We start from the raw sequence: 13,967 nt of genomic DNA, 5'->3' as shown, positions 1-13,967 counted from the left end.
TAAAGGTTCCCGTGTGGAAACCGTTACCCAATACAACAGCGGCTTGATCGTCACAGCACAGCGTGGCGGGCCAAAGTGAATGAGCAAATTGCCAAATCAGCAGTACCGTATGGAGAAATACCATGGCTTCCGTAATCAATACCAACATCTCGTCCCTGAACTCGCAGCGCAACCTGACCGCTTCCCAGAACAGCCTGTCGACCTCCCTGCAACGTCTGTCCTCCGGCCTGCGTATCAACAGCGCGAAAGACGACGCGGCTGGCCTGGCGATTTCCGACCGTATGTCTTCCCAGATCCGCGGTATGAACCAGGCTGTGCGCAACGCCAACGACGGCGTTTCGCTGGCCCAGACCGCGGAAGGCGCCCTGGCGTCCTCCGGCGACATCCTGCAGCGTATCCGTGAACTGGCAGTGCAGTCCTCGAATGCCACCAACTCCGCTTCCGACCGTCAAGCCCTGCAGACTGAAGTCGGCCAGCTGGCATCCGAACTGAACCGCGTGGCGCAAACCACCACCTTCAACGGCCAGAACCTGCTGGACGGCACCATGGGTACCGCCACCTTCCAGGTCGGTGCCGATGCCAACCAGACCATCTCGGCCAGCGGCGCCAACTTCCTGACCAATACCTACGGCGACAACCGTGTGGAAAACGACCAGGTTGCTGCCGGCGCCACCACCAAATTGGTGGCGGCCAAGGCCATCGACGTGGCCGGTGTGCGCGGTGCCGCTACCTACACCACCGTGGCAGGCGACTCGGCCAAATCGATCGCCGCTGGCGTCAACAAGCTGACCTCCCAGACCGGCGTGACCGCTTCGGCGCGTACCGACGTCAACCTGGCCCTGGGTACCGGCCAGTCGTACTCGATCGACTTGGTGGGCGACAACGTCGGCTCGGCCGTGCGCGTGTCGTTCTCGACCGGCGCCACCGTGTCCTCGGCCACCGACTACGCATCCGGCATCAACGCCATCAATGCGCAATCGGCCAAGACCGGCATCACCGCCCAATACGATGAAAAGAACGGCGGCATCAAGCTGACCAGCTCGACCGGCGCCGACATCTCGCTGGTGAACCAGGCCTCGGCCGCGAACAGCAAGCTGGACGTGTCGACCTACACCACCGCCAATGCCCTGACCGCCGCGTTCGACGCCAAGGCTGCCGCCGCCACCGCCGTGGGCAACGGCCGCGTCACCTTCGACTCGGAAAGCTCGTTCTCGGTCAAGGATAACGGTTCCGGTTTCGGCGTCGGTGCGGCTGCCGCTGCCACCACCATCCAGGCATCGACCCTGAAGGCCGTGTCGACCCTGGACGTGACCACCTTCGACAACGCCCAGCTGGCCATCAAGATTGCCGACTCCGCCCTGGCGTCGGTGAACAACCAGCGTGCTGCTTACGGTGCACTGCAGTCGCGCTTCTCGTCGACCATCTCGAACCTGAGCACGACGACCGAGAACCTGTCCGCATCGCGTAGCCGCATCCAGGACACCGACTTCGCTGCAGAAACCGCGAGCCTGACCCGCGGCCAGATCCTGCAACAAGCTGGTACCGCCATGCTGGCCCAGGCGAACTCGCTGCCGAACGGCGTGCTGAGCCTGCTGCGCGGCTAAGCGCCGGACAGCTAGCTGGAAAGCGCTTCCCCGCTCCGGTTCGCCGGACCGGGGAATTTTCCGTAGGAGGTCTCCATGACTATCGATTCGATTACTGCTACTGCGCCACGGGCCGACCGTGGCGGCGCGGTCCACGAGATGGTGGCCCTTCCGGTGGCAGGCCGCAGCCCCGCCGCTGCGGTGGAAACCATCGACGCGGTCAAGGCCAAGCAGGCCGTGCCTTCCAAGAAGGATGTGGAAGAAGCGGTCGCCAAGCTGAACAAGTCGATCCAGGAGCGGGCGCAAAGCCTGGAATTCTCCATCGACGAGGACAGCCACCGCACCATCGTCAAACTGATCGACCAGAAAACCAAGGAAGTGCTGCGCCAGATTCCGACCCCGGAAGCCTTGCAGCTCGCCAAATCCCTGGTGCCCGCCAAAGGCTTGCTGGTCAACCAGGAAGCCTGAGCGGCGCGACACAGAAGCCCGGCCTGCCTTGCGGCAGCCCGGGCTTTTTTTCGTTATGCTATATCCGTGCATCCTTGCCATTTCGGCCACGAACAAACAGGTATTTCCCCCTCTCAAGTCCCCTTTGAATCTGCCGTAAACAAGTTAGACTTATCTTGTTTCCTCAGGAGTTTGCCGTGGCCCTTTCTTCCACCCCAGCACTGTCATCCCCCGGTCTCGGTTCCGGCCTGAATGTCAACGACATCGTCGACAAGCTGATGGCGGCCGAAGCCGCCCCGCTGTCGGGCTACGACAAGAAGACCGCCTCCTACCAGGCCAAGGTGAGCGCCTTTGGCCAGCTGAGCGGCGCCGTCGGCGTGTTCCAGGGCGCCCTGAGCAGCCTGAATTCGGCCACCGCCTTCAAGGGCTTGACCACCACCGTCGGCAGCAAGGACGTGCTGAGCGCCAGCGCCTCGGCCAAGGCGGTGGCCGGCAACTACAAGATCAATGTGTCGCAGATTGCCCAGGCGCAGACCCTGATGACCAGCGGCCTGGCCAGCAAGACCTCGACCATCGGCCTGGGCGGCGCGACCACCCTGTTCTTTCAGTTCGGCAGCGCCAGCGGCAGTTTCGGCCTGCAGGGCAGCGGCTTGAGCTCGGCCATGCTGACCAATGGCCTCAGCAATGGTTCGCTCAGCATCAACGGCACGGCGATCGCCACCTCGGCCAGCACCAACAGCGCCAGCGCCCTGGCCAGCGCCATCAATGAGAAAAGCACCACCACCGGCGTCACCGCCAGCGTGGCGAATATCTTCTCGACCTTTGGCGACGTGGCCACCGCGGCCGGTGGTTCCTATAGCCTGAAAGTGGGCAATACCGTGATCGCCAGCCAGGGCGCGGGCGTGGCGGCCGGCGCCGGCGTCACCGCCGCCGCGCTGGACGCCGACCTGGCCAATGCCGGTGGCGCCACCGCCACCGCGCTGGCGGCGGCCGGCATCACCTTCACCGGCAGCGCCGCCGCCGGCACCCTGGAATTCCGCAGCGCCAGCGGCGCCAGCGTCGCCATCACCGAAACGGCGACCGGCGTCACCGGCGGCGCCAAGACGGCGGCCGGCGCCGCCAACGCCGGCGCCAGCTATGCCTCGGCCAGCAGCGTCAGCCTGGCCTCGGCCAATGGCAGCCCGATCACCATCGCCGGCACCAACCCGGCCGGCGCCGGCCTGACTGCCGGCACCGGCGGCAGCGTGCTGGGCGGCGGCTTCAGCCAGGACGCCAGCCAGCCCTCCGGTTCGGTGGTGATCGACAGCAGCAACAACACCCTGCAGGGCGTGGCCGATGCGATCAACAAGGCCAGCCTGGGCGTGACGGCCACCATCGTGTCCGACGGCAGCAGCAATCCCTACCACCTGGTGCTGACGTCCAACAAGACCGGCGAAAACGCCTCGATGAAAATCGGCCTGAGCGGCGACGGCAGCAACCCGCCCGACGCGGCCCTGCAATCGCTGCTCGGCTATGATCCCGGCGGCAGCCAGTCGATGCAGCAGACCACGGCCGCGCAGGACACCAAGCTGACCGTGAACGGCATCGCCGTCAGCAGCCACTCGAACACGGTCAGCGAAGCGATCCAGGGCGTCAGCATGACGGCCAACCAGGTCGGCAGCAGCAGCCTGAATGTGGCGCGCGACACCAGCACCTTGAAGAGCAACCTGCAGTCCTTCGTCAAGGCGTATAACGACCTCAACGGCGCGCTGAAAAAGCTCACCGCCTACGATCCGGAAACCAAGAAAGCCGGCGCCCTGCAAGGCGATCCGACCGCACAGTCGATGCAGGCGCAGCTGCGCCGCATGCTGAGCGGGCAGATCACCGGCCTGGCGGGCGGCCTGACCAATCTGGGCCAGGTCGGCATTTCCTTCGCCAAGGACGGCACGCTGAACCTGGACGACGCCAAGCTGGGCAAGGCGATCGAGAGCAATTTCGGCGATATCGCCGGCCTGTTTACCGCGATCGGCAAGGCCACCGACCCGAATGTCAACTTTGTCAGCTCGACCGCCAAGACCAAGCCCGGCACCTATGAGCTGAATATCACCAACCTGGCCAGCCAGGGCGCCCTGACCAGCGCGGCAGCGGTCGGCCCCAGCACCACCATCGGCGCCAACACGGTGTGGGCGGTGTCGCTGAACGACAGCACGCCGAGCAATTCGAAGAACATCGCCAACGTCACCATCCCGGCCGGCACCTATACCCCGGCCGACCTGGCCAAGATCGTGCAGTCGTCCATCAACGGCACCTCGGCCTTCTCGTCGAACGGCGCCAGCGTGGCCGCCTCGATCGACAGCAATGGCAAGCTGGTGCTGTCCTCCAGCAAGTATGGCTCGACCTCGAACATCGGGCTGAGCGATGTCGGCGGCAGCAGCGTCGCCAGCGTGTTCGGCGGCGCCAGCCCGGTGGCCGGCACCGATGTGGCCGGCACCCTGGGCGGCAAGGCCGTGGTCGGCAGCGGCCAGACCCTGACCGGCGCCGACGGCAGCGATACCGAGGGCTTGAAAATCGACATCACCGGCGGCGCCCTGGGCGACCGCGGGACGGTCGGCTTCTCGCAGGGCTATGCCTACCAGCTCAACAACCTGGCCACCTCCTTCCTTGGCACCGGCGGTGTGCTGACCAGCGTGACGGAAGGCTTGAACAACAGCATCAAGGATGTGGCCAAGCAGCGCGACGCCTTCTCGACCAAGCTGGACGATATTGAAAAGCGCTACCGCACCCAGTTCACCCGCCTGGACGCGACCCTGTCCAAGATGCAGGGCACGCAAGCATATTTGACGCAGCAGCTGGCGGCCATCGCCTCCAACCGCTGATCGCAGGAAGAAGGAGAGACCATGTTTGGAAGCACCCCACGCGGCGTCAACGCCTATGCCAAAGTCGGCCTCGAGACCGGCGTCACCTCCGCCTCGCCGCACAAGCTGATCGTCATGCTGTACGACGGCGCCCTGGCCGCCATCATGACCGCGATCACGCAGATGAAGGCGGGCAATGTGCAGGAGAAGGGCAAGGCCATCTCCAAGGCCATCCGTATCATCGACGACGGCCTGCGCGCCAGCCTGGACAAGGAAGTGGGCGGCGAAATCGCCCTCAACCTGGACGCCCTGTACGACTACCTGAGCCGCCGCCTGCTGGAAGCGAACCTGAAGAACGATGCCGACATCCTGGAGGAAGTGCGCGGCCTGGTGGCCGACCTGCGCGACACCTGGAACCAGATCGGCGGCGCGCCCGCCCCGGCCCCCAACCAGCCAGCCGCCATGGCCAGCATGTAAGCGAGGATGAGCATGACGAACGTGGAAGTATTGCGCGCCTACGCCGCCATGGCGGCACTGAGCCACAAGATGGTGGCGGCGGCGGCGGCGGCCGATTGGGACGGGCTGGAAGCGCTGGAGGCCCAGGTGGCGGAACAGGTCGCCGCGCTGCGCGGCAATGAAGCCAGGGTCGTGCTCGACGCCGGCGAGCGCCAGCAGAAGCTGGACCTGATCAAGCAGATCCTGGACGACGACCGCCAGGTGCGCGACCTGACCATGCCCTGGATGGCGCAGCTGTCCAAACTGATCAACAACACCGGCACTGAACGGCGCCTGGCCGCCGCCTACGGCGCCGTCTGAGCGGGGCGGCCGCCATGCTGCCGCCGCGCCTGGATGTCCGGGGCGTCAGCGCCACCAGCGCTGCCAACGCCACGCCGGCGGTCGCCGCGCCGCGCCAGGAAGCCTTCCAGCGCGCGCTCTCGCAAATGGTCGGGCAAACCCTGCCCGCCCAGGTCCTCAGCAAATTCACCGACGGCAGCTTCCTGGTGCGCCTGGCCGACACCAACGCGCGCATGCTGCTGCCGGCCGGCGTCAATGCCGGCGACGAGCTGCCGCTGACCGTCATCAGCGGCCAGCCGCGGCCCACCCTGCAAGTGGGCAGCGGCAATCCCCAGGCCGGCCAGCTGGCCACCTTCGTCGGCGGCGACGCGCTGCCCGACCTGCCCGCCGAGGGCGGCCGCCTGCCGGCCCAGGAAGCGGCCATCCTCAACCTGAGCGGCAAGCAGCCGCCTGCCGAGGGCGCAACGGGGCAGGCCGCGGCGGCGCAGGGACGCGCCCTGAGCCCGGGCGCCGCCCTGCTCAGCAAGGCGCCCCTGGTGCCGTCCGACCAGCTGCCGGCGCTGGGCAAGGACACCGCGCCCGCGATCTTGAGCCCGGCCGCGCGCGCCATCGCCAGCGCCCTGGCCTCGGCCTATACCACGCCCGGCGTACCGGTCACCATCAATGGCAAAGCAGCGCTGAGCGCGGGCGGCCCGCCCGACACCGGCATGCTGCGCGAAGGCTTGCAGCGCGCCCTCGGGGACAGCGGCCTGTTCTATGAATCCCATGTGGCCGAATGGGCCGAAGGCAAGCGCCCGCTGCAAGACCTGCAGCGCGAGCCGCAGATGCAGCGTCAGGCCGCGGCCCAGGGCGCCGCGCACAGCCAGGCCGAGGCCGTGGCCAAGGCCCTGGCCGGCCCCGACCTGTCGGCGGCGCAGATGATCAACCAGCAATTGCACACGCAGGAACAAGGCAAGGTGATATGGCAGGGCGAAGCCTGGCCCGGGCAGCCGATGCAATGGCAGGTGGAACGCGAACAGCCGCGCGGCGACGGCGGCCAGGGCGGCCGCCGCGACGGCGAGGGCGAGGGCGCCGACAGCGTCTGGCGCAGCGGCGTGCGCTTCCGCTTCCCCATGCTGGGCCAGGTCGCCGCCCACGTCACCCTGGTCGGCGACCAGGTGCATATCGCCGTGCAGTCCGGCTCGGAAGACACGGCCGCCACCTTGCGCGCCTGGGCCGGCGCGCTGCAGCAGGCCATGGATGCCGCCGGCGCGCCGCTGACCTCGCTGGCCATCAACGCGGAAGGCCAGGATGGCACAGAGTGACGCCAGCGACGCCACGCGCAAGCCGCTGCAAAGCGCGGTCGCCCTCGCCTACAAGAGCGGCCAAGCGGCCCCCAAAGTCGTCGCCAAAGGACGCGGCCTGGTCGCCGAGCAGATCATCGCCGTGGCGGCCGAGCACGGCGTGTACATCCACGAATCGAAGGAACTGGTGTCGCTGCTGATGGAAGTGGACCTGGACCAGCAGATCCCGCCACTGCTCTACCGTGTAATTGCGGAACTGTTAGCCTGGCTTTATCATATCGAAGCAGCGCAAAAGACTGGCAAGCCAGCGCCACCGGCGCCGGACCTCAGCGTACCGATTGAATCCCCAGACAACGGACATTGATGCACAGCTATATTTCGGATTCGGATTTAGAGAACTGGCACAATTTCGAGGTCGCTTCGCGGCGCGAGATCATTGCCCTGCTGCGCAGCATCGGCGAGAAAAACCAGCTGATCCGCATGCTGGTCAAGGGCGAAGCCGATGTCTGCGTCACCTCCATCCTGGATGTCGATGCCGATGGCGGCCACGTGATCCTCGACTGCTCCATCAGCCCCGACCAGAACCGCCGCATCCTCGGCGCCAAGCGCCTCTCCTTCGAAACCACGCTGGACAAGATCCGCATCATGTTCAGCGTCGAGCAGATCGAACCCTTCACCTACGAAGGCAGCGCGGCGTTCAGGGTGCCCCTGCCGGCCACCCTGGTGCGCCTGCAGCGGCGCGAGTTCTACCGGATGGCCACGCCGGTCAGCAGCCCGGTGCTGGCCACGATCCCGCAGCCGGCCGAACTGGGCGGCGGCAGCAAGGCCTTCCCGCTGGCCGATATCAGCTGCGGCGGCATCGCCATCCTGGACAACAGCCTGATCCTGGGCGACACGATCGGCAAGGTGTACGGCGACTGCCGCATCGAACTGCCGGAGATCGGCATCATCAGCACAGGACTGCAGATCCGCAACTCGCTGGACCTGACGCTTTTAAACAACAAGACCAACCGCCGCCTGGGCTGCCAGTTCGTCGACCTGTCGCGCTCCTCGCTGAGCGCCGTGCAGCGCTACATCACCAAGCTCGAGCGCGAACGCAACGCCCGCATCGCCGGCCTTGAATAGCACTTGAAAAGCCGGGGCTTTCTTCTTTAAACCTGCATGTTCATGATGTCGTGGTAGGCCTGCACCAGCTTGTTGCGCACCTGCACCGTGGCCTGGAAGTTGATGCTGGCTTTTTGCATGGAAATCATCACGTCCGACAGATTGACCGAGTCGTCCCCCATCTGGAAGCGCTTGGTCAAGCCTTCCGCCGTGTCCTGGCTGGCCTGCACCGCGTCCAGCGCGCCCTTCAGGGCGTTGCTGAAGTCCGGCTTTTGCACCACCTTCTCGGTCTGGATCGCTGGCGGCGTGGCCGAGGGGCGCGTCGCCGCCGCGTGCAGCTGGGCGATCATGGCCTGGATCTGGCTAGAATCTATTCCGCCTGTTCTCATTCGTTGGCTCCAAGATACAAAATTCCTGTGTTCAGGCTTCCAGAATAAGGGGCATGACACAAGGGGATAGCCCTGAGCAGCAGGGCAAACGGCCGCCTGTTCCGGCCTTTAAAGGGCGCAACAAGGCCTGATAATGTGCAACAGGCCCATTAACCCACAGTGATCTCCCATGGCTGCAGCCGCCGAACCAATCGATATCGACGAACCCGAAGCCCGGCAGGGGTTGCGGAGCCGCTTTGCCTTTTTCCAGACGCCGATGGGCAAGATGGTGCTGCGCGGCGCCGCCGTGGCGGGCATCCTGGCGCTGATCCTGATCCTGTGGCTGTGGAACAAGGAAGCCGATTACAAGGTCCTGTTCGCCAACTACACGGACAAGGACGGCGGCGCCATCACCGCCGCGCTGGACCAGATGCAGGTCAAGTACAAGCTGGCCGACGGCGGCCAGGCCATCCTGGTGCCGGCCGAACAGGTGCATAGCGTCCGCCTGCGCCTGGCCCAGCAGGGCCTGCCCAAGGGCGGCAATGTCGGCTTTGAAGTCATGGAAAACCAGAAGCTGGGCGTGTCCCAGTTCCTGGAGCAGGTCAATTACCAGCGCGCGCTGGAAGGCGAGCTGGCGCGCTCGATCCAGTCCATCGGCGCGGTCGAATCGGCGCGCGTGCACCTGGCCCTGCCCAAGCCGTCCGTCTTCGTGCGCGACCAGCAAAAACCGACCGCTTCCGTGATCCTGCAACTGCATGCCAACCGCATGATCGAGCCGGCCCAGGTCAGCGCCATCGTGCACCTGGTGGCCTCGTCCGTGCCGGAACTGTCGCCGGCCAATGTCACCGTGGTGGACCAGGCCGGCAACCTGGTGTCCGACCTGAACAAGAACGGCAGCGCCGCCAACAACGCCAAAAACCTCGACGCCTCCCAGCTCAAGTATGTGCAGGAGATGCAAAAGCAGGTCATCAAGCAGGTCGAGTCCATCATCACTCCCATCGTGGGCGAAGGCAATGTGCGCGCCGAGGCGGTGGCCGATGTTGACTTTTCCGCCATCGAACAGGCCGCCGAGACCTACAAGCCGAATTCGCCGCCCGCCGCCTCGGCCATCCGCAGCCAGCAAAACAGCGAAACCAATGGCACCTCGAGCCAGAATCCGGGCGGCATTCCGGGCGCGCTGTCGAACCAGCCGCCGGGCGTGGCCACCGCGCCGCTGACCACCACGCCGCCCGGCACGGCCGCGGCGCCGGGCCAGCCGGGCACGGGCGCCGCCGCCACGGCAGCCGGCCCCAACCATAAGGAATCGACCACCAATTATGAAGTCGACAAGACCGTGCGCTACGAACAGAAGGCATTGGCCGGCCTGAAGCGCATGACGGTCGGCGTCGTAGTAAACTATCGTCGGACCATCGATAAAAACGGCAAGGTCATCGTGAAACCGCTGAGTGCGGACGAGATGGCCAAGATCAACAGCCTGGTCAAGGAAGCCATGGGCTATAACCAGGACCGCGGCGACTCCGTCAGTGTGGCCAATGCGCCCTTTGACGGCGTCGACAAGGAACCGGAAGCGCCGCTGGAATGGTGGCGCGACCCGGCCAACCTGCCGCTGGCCAAGGAGCTGGCGAAGTTCCTGATCACGGCGCTGATCCTGCTGTATATCCTGCTGCGTATCGTGCGTCCCATGCTGCGTCCGGTGTTCAAGAAGATCGACGCGATCAACGAGCCGGAACCCGAACCGGAACCGGAACCGATCGTCGAGCCCAGCGGGCCGACACCGGAAGAATTGCTGGCGGAGGAGATCGCCAAGATGGAAGAGAACACCGCCCGCACCTACCGCGACAACCTGGCGCTGGCCAAGAAACTCGCGGCGGAAGATCCGCGCATCGTCGCCAACGTCATCAAGGAATGGATAGGCAACAATGACTGAGAATACCGGACTGCAGAAAGCCGCCATCCTGATGCTGGCGATGGGCGAAGGCGAAGCGGCCGAGGTGATGAAGTTCCTCGGCCCGCGCGAAGTGCTGAAGCTGGGCGCCTCGATGGCGACCATGAAGAACATCCCGCACGAAATGGTGGTCGATGTGCTGGACGACTTCCGCGACCGCTTTGCCGCCGCCTCCACTGTCGGCCTCGATTCGGACGAATACATCCGCCAGGTGCTGACCAAGGCGCTGGGCGACGACAAGGCCTCGGTGCTGCTGTCGCGCATCCTGGGCGGCAAGGATGCCTCGGGCATCGAATCGCTGAAGTGGATGGATTCGCAATCGGTGGCCGAGCTGATCCGCAACGAACACCCGCAGATCATCGCAACCATCCTGGTGCACCTGGAGCGCGACCAAGCTTGCGAAATCCTCGGCCATTTCACCGACCGCCTGCGCAACGATGCGGTGCTGCGCATCGCCACCCTGGACGGCGTACAGCCGCAAGCCTTGCGCGAGCTGAACGATGTGCTGACCAAGCTCCTGTCCGGTAACGAAAACATCAAGAAATCGACCCTGGGCGGCGTGCGCGCCGCGGCCGAGATCCTGAACTTCATGTCCGGCGAGCAGGAACAGAACGTGATGGACAACATCAAGAACTACGACAACGATATGGCGCAGAAGATCATGGACGAAATGTTCGTGTTCGACAACCTGATCGATGTCGACGACCGCGGCATCCAGCTGCTGCTGCGCGAAGTGCAGTCCGAAATGCTGATCATCGCGCTGAAAGGCGCGTCGCCCGATCTGCGCGACAAGGTCTTCAGGAATATGTCGGCGCGCGCTTCGGAGATGATGCGCGAAGACCTGGAGAACAAAGGCCCGGTACGCCTGTCCGAGGTGGAGACGCAGCAGAAGCAGATCCTGCAGATCGTGCGTCGCCTGGCCGATGAAGGCCAGATCGTGCTGGGCGGTAAAGGCGAGGATTCCTTCGTTTGATGGCAACCATTCCAAAAGAGCAGCAAACCGCTTACCAGCGCTGGGAAATGCAATCCTTCGGGGATACGCGCCCCAGCATTGTGGCCCAGCGCGAACGCGAGCAGGAGGAACACCGCGCCAGCGAGGTGGCCGAGGCGGCCGCGCTGGCCGAAGTGGAGCAAGCCGAATACGCGGCCGAGCAGGCCCCTGAGCTCGAGTACCCGAGCGAAGAAGAATTGGCCGCCATCCGCGAGCAGGCGCGCCAGCAGGGCTATGACGAAGGCTACAAGGCCGGCCAGGAGGAAGGCATGGCGCAGGCGCTGGACGAACAGCGCGCCGCCACCGAGCAGGCGGTCGCCCCGGTGCGCGCGATCGCGGACAATTTCAGCGCGGCGCTGCGCGAGGCCGACCAGGCCATCGGCAACGAAATACTGGAACTGGCGCTGCACCTGGCCAAGGGCCTGGTCAAAACGTCGCTGCGCATCAAGCCGGAACTGGTGCTGCCCATTGTGCGCGAGGCGATCGAATACCTGCCGGTGCTGCAGCAGCCGGCCCTGCTGATCCTGAACCCGGACGATGCGCTGGTGGTGCGCGACAGCATTGCGGAAGAACTGGACAAGGGTGGCTGGCGCGTCATCGACGACCCGACCATCGAGCGAGGCGGCTGCAAGGTCGATACCGCCTCCAACCAGATCGATGCCACCGTGGCGTCGCGCTGGCAGCGCCTGAGCCACGCGCTCGGCAAAGACGTGGACTGGATCGACTGAGATGGGCGCCCCGGACGCACAAGTGCATGCAGGCCGCTGGCGTTCTTACCTGAACGATTGCGCGACCCTGGCCGATTTCGTCGAGCCAATGCAGGTCTCCGGCCGCGTCACGCGGGTGGCGGGCCTGGTGATGGAAGCGGTCGGGCTGCGCCTGGCCGTCGGCGCCGCCTGCACCGTGCCCCTGCCCTCCGGCGGCAAGGTCGAGGCCGAAGTCGTCGGGTTCGAGGGCGACAAGCTGTTCCTGATGCCGCAAAGCGATGTCGAGGGCATCGTGCCCGGCACCCGTGTGTTCCCGATCGAGCAAAGCGTGCCCAAGCCAGGCAGCGTCAGCCACCCGCGCCGCCGCCCCAGCGACCGCGCGCGCCACCTGCCGGTCGGCCCTGAACTGCTGGGCCGCGTGGTCGACGGTGCCGGGCGTCCGCTGGACAGCCTGGGACCGGTCAATACCAGCGATTCCGCGCCCATCAATGTGCGCCCGGCCAATCCGCTGGGCCGCGCCCCCATCGTGGAAACGCTGGACGTGGGCGTGCGCTGCATCAACGCCATGCTGACCGTGGGACGGGGCCAGCGCATGGGCCTGTTCGCCGGCTCCGGCGTCGGCAAGTCCGTGCTGCTGGGCATGATGGCGCGCTATACGGAAGCCGACATCATCGTGGTGGGACTGATCGGCGAACGGGGCCGCGAGGTCAAGGAATTCATCGAACAAATCCTGGGCGAGGAAGGCTTGCGCCGTTCGGTGGTGGTGGCGGCCCCGGCCGATACGCCGCCGCTGATGCGCCTGCAGGGCGCGGCCTATGCCACGGCGATTGCCGAGCACTTCCGCGACAAGGGGCAGAATGTCCTGCTGATCATGGATTCGCTGACGCGCTACGCCATGGCGCAGCGTGAAATCGCGCTGGCGATCGGCGAGCCCCCGGCCACCAAGGGCTACCCGCCGTCGGTCTTCGCCAAGCTGCCGGTGCTGGTCGAACGCGCCGGGAACGGCGAGCTGGGCGGCGGTTCGATCACGGCTTTCTATACCGTCTTGACCGAGGGGGACGACCAGCAAGACCCGATCGCCGACTCGGCGCGCGCCATCCTGGACGGGCATATCGTGCTCAACCGCAGGCTGGCCGAAGCGGGCCATTACCCGGCCATTGATATCGAACAGTCAATCAGCCGCGCCATGCATTCGATCACCTCGCATGCCCACCAGAACCAGGCGCGCCGGCTCAAGCAGTTGTTTTCGCGCTACGAACGCAGCCGCGACCTGATCGCGGTCGGCGCCTACACCCCCGGCACCGATCCGGTGCTCGACCAGGCCATCGCCCTGCACGATAAGATTGAGCAATTCTTACAACAGCAGATCACCGAACAGGTCAATATGCCTGAGAGTTTGGGGCAGTTAACCTCTCTGTTTGACTGATTGGTAGGGCTGGCCTTGCCTATAATGGATCATCATGGCCTCCACCCAGCAACTTGCGACTCTGATCGATCTGGCCCGGCGGGAAACCGACGATGCGGCCAAGCGCCTCGGCGCGGCCCTGAAAGCCGTGGCGGACGCGGAAGAGAAGCTGAACATGCTGGTCGGCTACCGCGACGAGTATGGCCGGCGTTTCGACGAGTCCCAGCAGCAAGGCATCACCCCCATGGCCTACCGCAATTTCCAGGCTTTCATGGAAAAACTGGATACGGCCATCAAGGGCCAGGAAGATGTGCTGCGCCACAGCAAAGTCCGTGGCGATAAGGAAAAGCAGTTGTGGCAGGACGCCGAACGCAAGCGCATGTCCTACTCCACCTTGCGCGACCGGGCCGAAGCCCAGGAGCTCAAGAAGGAAGCCAAGCGCGACCAGAAGGCCATGGATGAACACGCCTCGCGCCAGGCATTTTTCAAACGTTAGAGCAATTCG

Annotated in this window: 14 protein-coding genes; 13 read left to right on the top strand and 1 reads right to left on the bottom strand. The window is 65.3% G+C overall.

Going from position 1 to position 13,967, the window contains the following annotated elements; translation table 11 throughout:
- Positions 1-122: 122 nt before the first annotated feature.
- From H597_RS0126610 to H597_RS0126575, 8 genes are all read left to right on the top strand, one after another.
- Positions 123-1,604 carry a flagellin N-terminal helical domain-containing protein gene (locus tag H597_RS0126610; protein WP_028104790.1) on the top strand — a complete coding sequence of 494 codons (1,482 nt, stop codon included), beginning with the start codon at positions 123-125 and terminating at the stop codon, positions 1,602-1,604.
- 75 nt (positions 1,605-1,679) lie between these two features.
- Positions 1,680-2,051: a flagellar protein FlaG gene (locus tag H597_RS0126605; protein WP_028104789.1), complete on the top strand. Its 372-nt coding sequence runs from the start codon at positions 1,680-1,682 to the stop codon at positions 2,049-2,051.
- A gap of 176 nt (positions 2,052-2,227) precedes the next feature.
- Positions 2,228-4,885, top strand: coding sequence for a flagellar filament capping protein FliD (gene fliD / locus H597_RS0126600; protein WP_229632252.1), 2,658 nt, complete (start codon positions 2,228-2,230; stop codon positions 4,883-4,885).
- Positions 4,886-4,906: 21 nt separating this feature from the next.
- The gene (gene fliS / locus H597_RS0126595) at positions 4,907-5,341 is read left to right on the top strand and encodes a flagellar export chaperone FliS (protein WP_028104787.1); all 435 of its coding nucleotides are present in this window, start codon (positions 4,907-4,909) and stop codon (positions 5,339-5,341) included.
- Positions 5,342-5,347: 6 nt separating this feature from the next.
- Entirely contained in the window at positions 5,348-5,680 is a 333-nt protein-coding gene (locus H597_RS0126590) for a flagellar protein FliT (protein WP_229632251.1), read from the top strand.
- A gap of 14 nt (positions 5,681-5,694) precedes the next feature.
- Positions 5,695-6,963 carry a flagellar hook-length control protein FliK gene (gene fliK, locus H597_RS0126585; protein WP_028104785.1) on the top strand — a complete coding sequence of 423 codons (1,269 nt, stop codon included), beginning with the start codon at positions 5,695-5,697 and terminating at the stop codon, positions 6,961-6,963.
- A complete protein-coding gene (locus tag H597_RS0126580) occupies positions 6,950-7,306 on the top strand; it encodes an EscU/YscU/HrcU family type III secretion system export apparatus switch protein (protein WP_035375335.1) in 357 nt (118 codons plus the stop codon). Before fliK ends, H597_RS0126580 begins: the two co-directional genes overlap by 14 nt.
- On the top strand, positions 7,306-8,067 hold the full coding sequence (locus H597_RS0126575; protein WP_035375333.1) for a flagellar brake protein: 762 nt from the start codon (positions 7,306-7,308) through the stop codon (positions 8,065-8,067). The genes H597_RS0126580 and H597_RS0126575 overlap by 1 nt, the downstream gene beginning before the upstream one ends.
- Positions 8,068-8,093: 26 nt before the next feature.
- Here H597_RS0126575 and fliE read toward each other — a convergent pair whose 3' ends face one another.
- Complete coding sequence (gene fliE / locus H597_RS0126570) at positions 8,094-8,435, bottom strand: flagellar hook-basal body complex protein FliE (protein WP_028104782.1); 342 nt, start codon at positions 8,433-8,435, stop codon at positions 8,094-8,096.
- Between the two features lie 169 nt (positions 8,436-8,604).
- Between fliE and fliF the strand changes: the two genes are divergently transcribed.
- From fliF to fliJ, 5 genes are read left to right on the top strand one after another with little or no spacing between them, the layout of a single operon-like run.
- A complete protein-coding gene (fliF, locus tag H597_RS0126565; protein WP_028104781.1) occupies positions 8,605-10,341 on the top strand; it encodes a flagellar basal-body MS-ring/collar protein FliF in 1,737 nt (578 codons plus the stop codon).
- A complete protein-coding gene (gene fliG, locus H597_RS0126560) occupies positions 10,334-11,332 on the top strand; it encodes a flagellar motor switch protein FliG (protein ID WP_028104780.1) in 999 nt (332 codons plus the stop codon). Before fliF ends, fliG begins: the two co-directional genes overlap by 8 nt.
- Positions 11,332-12,078 carry a flagellar assembly protein FliH gene (locus H597_RS0126555; protein WP_028104779.1) on the top strand — a complete coding sequence of 249 codons (747 nt, stop codon included), beginning with the start codon at positions 11,332-11,334 and terminating at the stop codon, positions 12,076-12,078. The genes fliG and H597_RS0126555 overlap by 1 nt, the downstream gene beginning before the upstream one ends.
- 1 nt (position 12,079) lies before the next feature.
- A complete protein-coding gene (gene fliI / locus H597_RS0126550) occupies positions 12,080-13,483 on the top strand; it encodes a flagellar protein export ATPase FliI (RefSeq protein ID WP_028104778.1) in 1,404 nt (467 codons plus the stop codon).
- Positions 13,484-13,517: 34 nt separating this feature from the next.
- Positions 13,518-13,958, top strand: coding sequence for a flagellar export protein FliJ (gene fliJ / locus H597_RS0126545; RefSeq protein ID WP_028104777.1), 441 nt, complete (start codon positions 13,518-13,520; stop codon positions 13,956-13,958).
- Positions 13,959-13,967 lie beyond the last annotated feature (9 nt).

It is taken from the genome of Pseudoduganella violaceinigra DSM 15887, from assembly GCF_000425385.1.
In the GTDB taxonomy this organism is placed as follows: domain Bacteria; phylum Pseudomonadota; class Gammaproteobacteria; order Burkholderiales; family Burkholderiaceae_D; genus Rugamonas; species Rugamonas violaceinigra.
The sequence above is the reverse complement of the archived record's forward strand: the minus strand, read 5'-3'. Positions and strand labels throughout refer to the sequence as shown.